The 9,146-nt window shown below is 40.2% G+C and carries 8 protein-coding genes and 1 pseudogene; 7 read left to right on the top strand and 2 right to left on the bottom strand.

The features are described from left to right. Positions 1-191 precede the first annotated feature (191 nt). The 3 genes from EXZ60_RS17695 (at position 192) to EXZ60_RS17675 (ending at position 3,994) form a co-directional block, all read left to right on the top strand. Positions 192-1,277, top strand: coding sequence for a hypothetical protein (locus EXZ60_RS17695; protein ID WP_277436074.1), 1,086 nt, complete (start codon positions 192-194; stop codon positions 1,275-1,277). 609 nt (positions 1,278-1,886) lie between these two features. Further along, positions 1,887-2,651 carry a hypothetical protein gene (locus EXZ60_RS17685; RefSeq protein ID WP_193168163.1) on the top strand — a complete coding sequence of 255 codons (765 nt, stop codon included), beginning with the start codon at positions 1,887-1,889 and terminating at the stop codon, positions 2,649-2,651. Between the two features lie 689 nt (positions 2,652-3,340). Beyond that, positions 3,341-3,994 carry a hypothetical protein gene (locus EXZ60_RS17675; RefSeq protein WP_277436073.1) on the top strand — a complete coding sequence of 218 codons (654 nt, stop codon included), beginning with the start codon at positions 3,341-3,343 and terminating at the stop codon, positions 3,992-3,994. Between the two features lie 245 nt (positions 3,995-4,239). On the opposite strand, the gene EXZ60_RS17670 is transcribed toward EXZ60_RS17675, so the two are convergent. After that, positions 4,240-4,455 carry a hypothetical protein gene (locus tag EXZ60_RS17670; protein ID WP_176312674.1) on the bottom strand — a complete coding sequence of 72 codons (216 nt, stop codon included), beginning with the start codon at positions 4,453-4,455 and terminating at the stop codon, positions 4,240-4,242. A 760-nt stretch (positions 4,456-5,215) separates the two neighbouring features. On the opposite strand from EXZ60_RS17670, the gene EXZ60_RS17665 reads away from it, so the two are divergent. The 4 genes from EXZ60_RS17665 to EXZ60_RS17640 all read left to right on the top strand — a co-directional run bounded on the left by EXZ60_RS17665 (position 5,216) and on the right by EXZ60_RS17640 (position 8,530). Beyond that, positions 5,216-5,605, top strand: a complete 390-nt coding sequence (locus EXZ60_RS17665; RefSeq protein ID WP_170899813.1) for a VOC family protein — start codon at positions 5,216-5,218, stop codon at positions 5,603-5,605. 161 nt (positions 5,606-5,766) lie between these two features. Beyond that, positions 5,767-6,525 (top strand): hypothetical protein, encoded by a 759-nt coding sequence (locus EXZ60_RS17655; RefSeq protein WP_277436072.1) that lies wholly within the window; start codon positions 5,767-5,769, stop codon positions 6,523-6,525. A 200-nt stretch (positions 6,526-6,725) separates the two neighbouring features. Continuing rightward, complete coding sequence (locus tag EXZ60_RS17650; protein WP_277436071.1) at positions 6,726-7,439, top strand: Fic family protein; 714 nt, start codon at positions 6,726-6,728, stop codon at positions 7,437-7,439. 677 nt (positions 7,440-8,116) lie between these two features. After that, entirely contained in the window at positions 8,117-8,530 is a 414-nt protein-coding gene (locus EXZ60_RS17640) for a GNAT family N-acetyltransferase (protein ID WP_277436070.1), read from the top strand. Between the two features lie 478 nt (positions 8,531-9,008). Here the strand turns inward: EXZ60_RS17640 and EXZ60_RS17635 are convergent. Next, positions 9,009-9,146 (bottom strand): annotated as a pseudogene (locus EXZ60_RS17635) (IS30 family transposase); the annotation flags it as partial.

The following is a 9,146-nucleotide window of genomic DNA, read 5'->3' as shown; positions in this document are numbered from 1 at the left end:
TACTCTACGATTACATGGTCAAATGTATGAAAGAACTGGCAAAGCCAGAGCCTGATATTAACTCTCTTCTGCCTTGGAACGTCTCACACTGAAATTAAAACGCCCCGTGGGATTATGGGGCGCATACAGTTAGGTGGTCAGCGTCGCTCACTGCTTAACGCGGCGTTAGCTGTCAATAGATAGAGATTATAATGAAGAATGAATTTATTAACTGGTATATTGATAATCGACCAGTATACAAGCACTTGGCAACTAAAGTAGAAGTGTTATTGAAGGAGTTGTTTGACTCGAATGATATTTCTTATCATATGATTACATCTAGAGCTAAAACAGTTGAAAGCGTCAAAGGAAAGATATCTGGAGGCAAGTACGACAACCCTAAGAAGCAGATTCACGACTTCACAGGTGTTCGGATAATCACATATGTCGAAGATGAAATTGATGCAATTTGTAAAATCATTGAAGAGTTGTTTGAAGTAAATACAGATCATAGTTCAAACAAAAGTGACGCTTTGGGTATAGATAAAGTTGGATATAAGTCAGTACATTATGTCGCTTCTCTTGATCAAGAAAGGCTCAAGCTACCAGAGTACAAAAAGTTCTCAGGTAAGTGTTTTGAGATACAAGTTAGGACGATCCTTCAACATGCATGGGCTGAAATAGAGCATGATAGAAACTATAAGTTTTCAGGTAAGCTTCCTCCAACTTTAGGTCGAAGGTTCAAAATTCTAGCTGGCGTCTTAGAAATGGCAGATAGAGAGTTTAACGATATATCGAACCAAATTGACCTTATATCTGAGAGCGCAAAAGAAAGCACTGCGAAAGGTAACTATGACATTCCTTTGAGCTCAACAACACTGTCTAAGTTTTTAGAGTCTCGTTTTTCCGGTTTATGGTCTGATGGATTCGAACTTGAATCTTTTGATACGGGTCAGGCAGTTTCAGAGTTAGAGCGTTTTGGTGTAAGTACTCTAGAAGATTTGAATAATATTATCCCTGATGATTTTGAAGACTCATTGAGAGAATTTAGTGAGAAAAGGATTCTTGATTCCCCTTTAATTATTAAGATTATGCTCGTAAATGATTATAACAAATACTTTGAAAAAGCATCGCTTGATAAGGAGTGGATTTGGATGGGACCAGGGGAATCCACAGAAGCTGCTGAAAGAGCGTTCTTTGAAAAATATGGTGTAGACTGGGATGAAATATATAAAAAGTATGGAGCGCAATTAGTCGATACTGACGACTTCGACTTCGACTTCGACCTTGACAGCTAACAAACTGTTTAAGAGTGATTCGCAACGCGTGGCATTTTCACTATGCGTTGCGCTTAGTGTTTAAGGTGGTATGTGGCAGCATCGGTATTGCGTTGCTCACACCTTAACAGGGCGTTAGGCAAAGTGAGTTTTTATTAGCTAAATCGAGTTGGAATTGAGCGGTAAATTCAATGTTTTCTGGCTTAAATTAAGCGATAAATAGTCATCACATATTTGTTGTTTCTTGATCGCGTTGGGTTGCTTAGCGCTGTAAATTCAGCGGCAAAATAACCTTCAGCATCCAAACGTCCGCCGAGCATGCTACGCTCGTCACTTTTCTTCCAAATCGCTCAATTTGAGTTTTTTGGTTTCTTTGCTGATTTGAAATGTTGGTTTATAAATGAATCGGTTAGTGTTTTTCAAGTTTACAAAAAGCTTTGTTCTTGGGTTTTGAAAGTATTGTTGTCAATCGGTTGGCCTAACAAACGGCTCAAGGGGGATTGTCAACGCGTGGCGGCTTTAGTACAAAATTGAAGTTCAGTGTTTACAGTGTGTTTTTTGAGTTCGGTGGTGCGTTGTCAACCCCTTAGCCGGGCGTTATGTGCCAGAGGCAGTCAGGAGTTTTTAAAAATGAGCATTCAGTTGAAGTTAGTTCATCTTCGAAAGAAAATTAGAGCAAATAAGAAGACAGTCACTGATGCAATCATTGCAAATCATTCGGCAGAAATTTGCATTATTTGTGGTTCTCACGAGCAATTGACCAAAGAGCACGTTATACCCCAGTGGGTTTATAATCGCTGTACAAAGCGTACTTTTGAAACAACTACTAACGGTATTTCGCAAACTTACAATAAAACCACGCTGCCAGCATGCAAAGATTGTAATTCAAATCTCCTTGGCCTATTGGAACGGCATTTAAAACATGAATTTGAAAGAATAGACGTTCGTCATCAAGAGTTTTCTCAGGAAACTTTAGAGCTAGTCATATTGTGGTTAGAGACCCTAGAGTATAAGTTTCAGGTTCTTGAACTTCGGCGAAATTTAAACAAAGTAAAAGGTGCTGATTACATTCCTTATATTGGTAAAATGCCAATTGCTATGTTCCAAGGACCAATGGAAACTAGTCCTGCAAAGGTTTTCTCAAACCTTCGTTATGCTTTAAACGTTTTAAGCGTTAAATCTAAGGCGGACAGGCTTAACTCTCTCTGTGTAATCCATACCAAAAACAAAGATTTTCATTTCTTTCACTCGACAAATAACTATATTTTCATCGAGTTAGCCGAGTTTGGTGTTGCTTTTTTCTACTTCTATAAACAATCATTTGATAATGTTGCCGAAGCAGTAGAGTCCGCCAAGGACATCGTAAATGAACAGTATGCGGGAAAAGGCACATAACAAACGGTTCAAGAGGGACAACCAACGCGTGGCATTTTTATTATGCGTTGGTTTTTGTGGTTACGGTGTTGTGCTGAAGCTTGGTAGTGGCGTTGGTTGCCCCTTAACCGGGCGTTAGCTGAGGTTAAGAAAAATCATGAAATTACGTGTTTATTTTTCTTAGTCTGAGGCTCTAGCTTTACACCTGAAAGTCAGCGCTTTTCCATGTATCTCGCCAGTGGCACTGTTCGTGAAGTGCTTGAACTAACCGAAGTCTGTTTACGGGAAGTGGTGTGTTTGTTTATTTCTTTGGTGTGGCTTCTTTGGTTTTGAAGCTCTTTCGCGCCTAAATGGGTTTTGCGCACTTGGTTGTTGGCTTCTTCGAAAGAATTCTTTGTAAATTTAAGTCCTAGAAGCTCGTCAAGTTTTCCTGTTATTTCTTCTTTGCCAAGTGCGTTTCGTGGATTAGGTTTTAGTTTCTAAATTGTCCGTTTTACTTTGTCGTTTGAAAGCAATAATGTGTTTTAAATTAGGCCATTGGGTAGTCAATCTCCGGCTAAAGTGCAGCAGCTAACAAACGGCTCAAGAGGGATTGCCAACGCGTGGCGACTTTAGTTCAAAATTGAACTTCAATGTTTACGGTGTGTTTTTTGAGTTCGGCTATGCGTTGTCAACCCCTTAGCCGGGCGTTATGTTTATTTGGGGTAACTATGGAACATCTGGAGTATATTTTTACGGCTATAGTTAGTGCTATTGGTGGCTTTATCCTTGCGTACGCCACTAGAAAAGGTAAAAACTATGCAGAAAAAGAAGACTTTGAGCAGATTTTAAATCAACTGAAAGAAACTACGCGAATGGTTGAAAGTGTAAAAATTGCTGTCACCAACCGTAGTTGGATAACTCAGCAAGTTTGGGTTAAAAAGCAAGAAGCATATGAAGAGATATTCAAAAGCCTAGCTAGTATCAAGCAGTATGTTGTGCACGTTACTCAGGAACGCTGGGACTATCAATATGTTCATTATCTATATGAGCTGTCTTATGATGATCCTGAAGAAATGGAAGCTGAATACAAATACTATCAAGAGTGCTCGAGTCGCCTTGAGTCTGAAGAAGAGACAAAATTAAGAGCGGAATTAAAAACCAAGTCAGATAAGGCTGTTAACAAAATATTTGATCAGCTTATATGCAGTGCAATCTATCTAACCCCTGAAGTAAACACGCAGTTATTGGAACTAAGGCATTTGGTTGAAAATGAATGTTCAGAAAACGATGAAGAAAGGTTCTATATGGAGTCTGAAAATAAGTTTGATGAAATATTTAATAATATCAAGAAACTAGCACTCAAAGAGTTAGAGTTCGAATAAACATAACAAACAATTTAAGAGTGATTCAGCACGCTCGGCAATTTTGGTTTGGGTCGGGTTTCGTGTTTACGGTGTTCCAATTGAGTGTAGTGGTAGCGTGCTTCACACCTTAATTGGGCGTTAGCTGGGGTTAAGAAAAACGGTGAGTTTAGGGTGGAAAGGCTTTCGGTTTTCTAGCTACACACCGGACAAATCTCAGCTTCTCAACTATCTCGCCAGTGGCACTTTTCGGGAAGTGTTTGAACTTAACGAAGTCTGCTTACGGGAAGTGTTGTGTTTGTTAAGTTCGCTGGCGCGGTTTCTTTGTTGTCGAAATTCATGAATGCCTCAATTCGTTTCGTGTGCTCTGTTGTTGGTTTTTTCGATAGAATTCTTTGCAAATTACCAGGCTCAGGAATGGGGATTTCCTCGGTCATTTCTTCTTTGCCAAGAGCATTTTGTAGATTGGGTTTTAATTTCACAGCTGTCCATTTTACTTTGCTGTTTGAAAGCAATAATGTGTTTCAAATTAGGCATTTTGTCGTAATTTGCTAACGAAAGTGCAGCAGCTAACTAGGCGTTTAAGACGGATTCCCAACGCTTGGGAGTTTCGGCTCTAGGTTGAGTTTTGTGTTTAGGGCGCAATGGTTTAGGATTGTGGTCGCGTTGCTCACCACTTAACGCAGCGTTAGGTTTACGAAGAGAAAAGCATAATTTTTGGGAAAAAGATTCGGGGATTTCTCTGGCCATTCGTTTACGGCTTTCAGCAAATCGGCTTGGTCTACCCAAATCATCACGTTTCTTTAACGGTTTCTCATGCCAAAATTCGTGGGTTGCTTCATTGGAAAATGGCGTAGGTTGGTTGAATGTTCCACTGGCGCAAAGGTGCTTTGATTTTCTCAATCGAATGAATGAGTTACTTGTTTTAAGCTCATCACATTTGGCTGTCAATTTGAGTAAAAGGTTTGGGTTTTGTTTATCGTAATGCGTTAAATTAGTGGTTCTTTGCCAAGTTAATGAATGCGAAACAGTAACACCTAACAAAAAATTCAAGCCTGACTACCAACGCGTGGCTGAATTAGTTCCAAAATGGTTTAGTGATTACGGTGCATTGCTTAAAGTGACATTGTGCGTTGGTAGCAGCTTAATTTGGCGTTATAGCTTATCTCACATTTCAACCTAGACATTGCTCAATCGATGCCTCAAAGTAAATCCCGATTTTGCTCAACAAAAGGAACAAGTATGTTTAGTCATATTATGATTGGCTCCAATGATATTGAAAAATCTAAGGTTTTTTATGACGCCATATTGTCTGTTTTAGGTTATCCATCGGGTGTTATCGATGCTAAAGGTCGCTGTCTTTACATAAACAAAGATGGTGTGCTTGGAATTACGAAGCCAATAAATGGAGAGCTGGCGACTCATGGTAATGGAATGACAATTGGCTTAAAAGTCACTAGCCCAGAGTTAGTGGATTCATGGCATGCAGCAGGTTTAGCTAATGGCGGTGTAGCTTGCGAAGATCCTCCAGGTCTCAGGGTAAGCGGAGAAAGAAAAATGTATCTAGCTTATTTACGCGATCCAGCAGGAAATAAGCTGTGTGCAACGCATCATATTTCTATGGGCAGCTAAAGCACCGCTATAACAAACGCTTCAAGAGGGACAGCCAACGCGTGGTATTTTCACTATGCGTTGGTTTTTGTGATTAAGGTGCTATGCGGAAAGTGAGTAGTAGCGTTGTCTGCCCCTTAAGCGGGCGTTAAGTACTTAATCGTAGGGGAGAGTTTTTCGATATGGAAATGTATGAAAAAGGTGTAATTAAGTTCTTTAAATCGATCGACATGAATGCAGCGAAAATATTGGAATGTGATCAAAAAACACCAGACTTTCTACTTGAAGACCATGAGACCACTTTAGTTGAACTAAAAGTTAAACTTGATACCAAAGAATTACTTACAGAAAAAGAGTCAGTATTCTCTGACGGTAAAGTGTTTGAGCACGCAGAACATATTGCCTACACAGGAAAAATAGCAAATGTTGTGAAGTCGGCAAATAAGCAGCTTAAAGCACAAAAACGGGCAACGAAGAGTAAGTTCTGTTTTCTATTTTTTATCGCCGATGGTGTCAGTCCTTCTTCGCAATTAAAGCAGCTAGAAATGACTTTATATGGTGCAAAGGCTGTTTGTCAAAAAGGCATCCTTCAGGCTAAATATTGTTATTATTTTAGTGAAAGTCAATTTTTTAGGTACCGAGACATATTAGACGGTGTGTTTATGGGCAATGCTGCTAAAGGGACGGTTGCTCTTTTCCTTAACAACTTGTCGGTAAATTATAATGACCTTCTTAATTCTGCTTTCTTAGAAGCTTTGCAACAGCGAGTACCAGTTATTGATCCCACAGAGCTAGAGAGAAATGGCAATATCTACATGATTACAGATAATGTAGACAGGCGAGATAGTCAGTTGGTATTACAGCATTTATTTAGTAAGTATCAAATAGAGAATGGCTCTATCCGTGAATTTGTAAATAACAGCTTTTCTGCTCAACTGTGAACGTACTTAACAAACGCTTCAAGAGGGACAGCCAACGCGCGGCATTTTTACTGTGCGTTGGTTTGCGTGATTACAGTGTTATGCGGAAAGTTGGCAGTAGCGTTGTCTGCCCCTTAAGCGGGCGTTAGCCGACTTCTACCACCTTACTCATCAGTAAGTGTATACTTAGCCAAGTTTTACTTACATTGAAGAAGACCACCATGACAGCATTGACAGATAACATGTGGAATATGAAACCAAATATACCGTTGGCTAAACAACTTGCTAAAAGAGATGTTCCAGCTTTGGTTTATGACGCTGTTAACCTCGAGGGTGTAGCAATGACTTTGCCTGAGGTGCAAACGATTCTTGATGGGATCACCGTAGGTGGACATCGAATTAGTGATCAAAATATGGCAATGAACCAAGCTCGAGCATGGGAACTTATTTTTGGCTTAGTTGATCGAGGTGAGTTTCAATTTAATAAAGAAACCGCTTTAAAAATTCACAATATAGCTGGCAAAGAAGAAGCGTTAGAGTGGGGTAAGTTTCGTTCTGGTTACGTTTCCATTACGGGTTCAGAGTATGAGCCCCCCGCTCCAGATGAGTTGGACGATAAATGGCTTGAAGTTGAGAGTCAGGTTAATAGCGAATCTGATGTTTACGATCAAGCAATTACTGCATTTTTACAAATGGCACGTGCTCAATTTTTTTGGGATGTTAACAAACGTACCGGTCGGTTCATGATGAACGGTATTTTGTTGGCTAATGGTTTTCCTATCATTAATGTGCAAGCCAAACGTCAGCAAGAGTTTAATACGCTCATGCTCGATTTTTACTCTTCTAATGACATGACACAAATGAATAAGTTTTTACGAAGCTGTTTGGATGAAAAGATTATTCGTAATTTCAAGCTAGATCTGAAAATCGGCTAACAAACGCTTCAAGAGGGACAGCCAACGCGTGGCATTTTTATCATGCGTTGGTTTTTGTGATAATGGTGTTATGCGGAAGCTCGGTAGTAGCGTTGTCTGCCCCTTAAGCGGGCGTTATGCAACTCAGGGGAATTTGGGGGTTCAATCTTTTTAGGTTTCTCCGGCTATTCGTTTTGGGCTGTCGGCAAATGAGCACTTTTACCCTCAAATTCGTGGTTCACTCAAGCCGTAAAACAGGTAAGGTTCTTTGTTTGCCTCAATCAGTTTTAGCGCTGGCGCGTTGTAAATTCAGTGGGCGCAAAGTGCGGAAAGGGCAAGTTAATCGAGCATTTTGTACTTGCTGAAGTTTTCGCTCGTTGAGTTTGTCTGATTCAAAAGCTTGGTTTGTTGCTGAAAGGTGAACTTTGTTTTGGCCGCTTATTTATCGCAGTTCTTGCTTGGGTTGATTCTTGAATTACTCAGCCATTGCAATCGTGGCTTTTGGTCGTGTAAATTCGGTTTATCTCATTGAATTTGCATAACAAACGGCTCAAGAGGGATTGCCAACGCTTGGCGATTTTAGTGCAAAATTGCAGTTCAGTGTTTAAGTGTGTTTTTTGAGTCCGGTGGTGCGTTGTCAACCCCTTAGCCGGGCGTTATAAGCAAGTTGAACTTTGGGCTCTAAAGGAAAGTAAAAAATGGAAGTGGAATATTTTGTAAATCGCTCAATTACGCCAGAGCAGTTTGTGGATCTGCTCAATCAGACAACGCTTGGAGCTAGACGTCCAACCGATAATTACGAATGTATCAGTGGGATGTTGGACAATGCGGATTTGCTTGTCTCAGCTTGGATTGGTGAGCGGCTTGTCGGTGTTGCTCGTTCAGTGACAGATTTTCATTACTGCTGTTACCTATCGGATTTGGCTGTCTCGGAGCAAATCCAATCGAAAGGTATTGGCAAAGAATTGATCCGACAGACTTTCGCTAGTCTTAAAAAAGGTTGTAAGTTGATTTTGTTATCAGCACCACAAGCAACTGAATACTATCCAAAAATTGGTTTTAAGCAGCATAACAGCGCATGGCTAATGTCGGATTTAGAAGAGCTGTTGTAACGTTGGTATCTTGCTTATAACAAACGCCTCAAGAGGGACTGTCAACGCGTGGCGTTTCCAGTCCCATTGAGCTGCCGTGGTTACGGTTGTTGTGTTTGAGTTTAGTGGTAGTGCGTTGCCAGCCCCTTAGGCGGGCGTTATGTAAAAATATTAACCAAATCATCATGTTGTACGATAAAATTAAAGTTGTTTTTCTCGAGATTAATCTATGACACCTTTTCAAACACTATATACATCCGTAATGCTTTTTGGTCCATCCATTGTTCTAATTTCTCAACGAGGCTGGGTCATTGGTGGGCTGTCATTTGTAGCAAGTTTTGTACTATCTTGGGCATTAACTTTGATATTTACACCAAAGTTATCTATTGATGCGCTAAATTTTTGGGCTTGGACTAAACCATTGCTGATTGCTTGCATAGTGCTGTGGGGCGGGTTGAACATATTTTAACTTAGTATCAAGTTTGAAGTGCGACACTTTCTACAGATGCACATGAATATACTCCGTTGGTGTCCTATACCCAAGTCTTTTGCGTGGGCGCGTATTTAATTTGTGTGCAATTTCATTGCAGAGCTTCTGTGTCACGTGTGACATAGAAGTTCGTTTTGGTAAGTATTG

This window comes from Vibrio sp. 1151_11 (genome assembly GCF_029478525.1).
GTDB classification, from domain to species: domain Bacteria; phylum Pseudomonadota; class Gammaproteobacteria; order Enterobacterales; family Vibrionaceae; genus Vibrio; species Vibrio anguillarum.
This window is presented reverse-complemented; position numbering and strand designations above follow the sequence as displayed.

Coding starts and splice junctions, on each gene's coding strand:
- EXZ60_RS17695 (WP_277436074.1), top strand. CDS start 192: ATGAAGAATGAATTTATTAACTGGTATATTGATAATCGACCAGTATAC.
- EXZ60_RS17685 (WP_193168163.1), top strand. CDS start 1,887: ATGAGCATTCAGTTGAAGTTAGTTCATCTTCGAAAGAAAATTAGAGCA.
- EXZ60_RS17675 (WP_277436073.1), top strand. CDS start 3,341: ATGGAACATCTGGAGTATATTTTTACGGCTATAGTTAGTGCTATTGGT.
- EXZ60_RS17665 (WP_170899813.1), top strand. CDS start 5,216: ATGTTTAGTCATATTATGATTGGCTCCAATGATATTGAAAAATCTAAG.
- EXZ60_RS17655 (WP_277436072.1), top strand. CDS start 5,767: ATGGAAATGTATGAAAAAGGTGTAATTAAGTTCTTTAAATCGATCGAC.
- EXZ60_RS17650 (WP_277436071.1), top strand. CDS start 6,726: ATGACAGCATTGACAGATAACATGTGGAATATGAAACCAAATATACCG.
- EXZ60_RS17640 (WP_277436070.1), top strand. CDS start 8,117: ATGGAAGTGGAATATTTTGTAAATCGCTCAATTACGCCAGAGCAGTTT.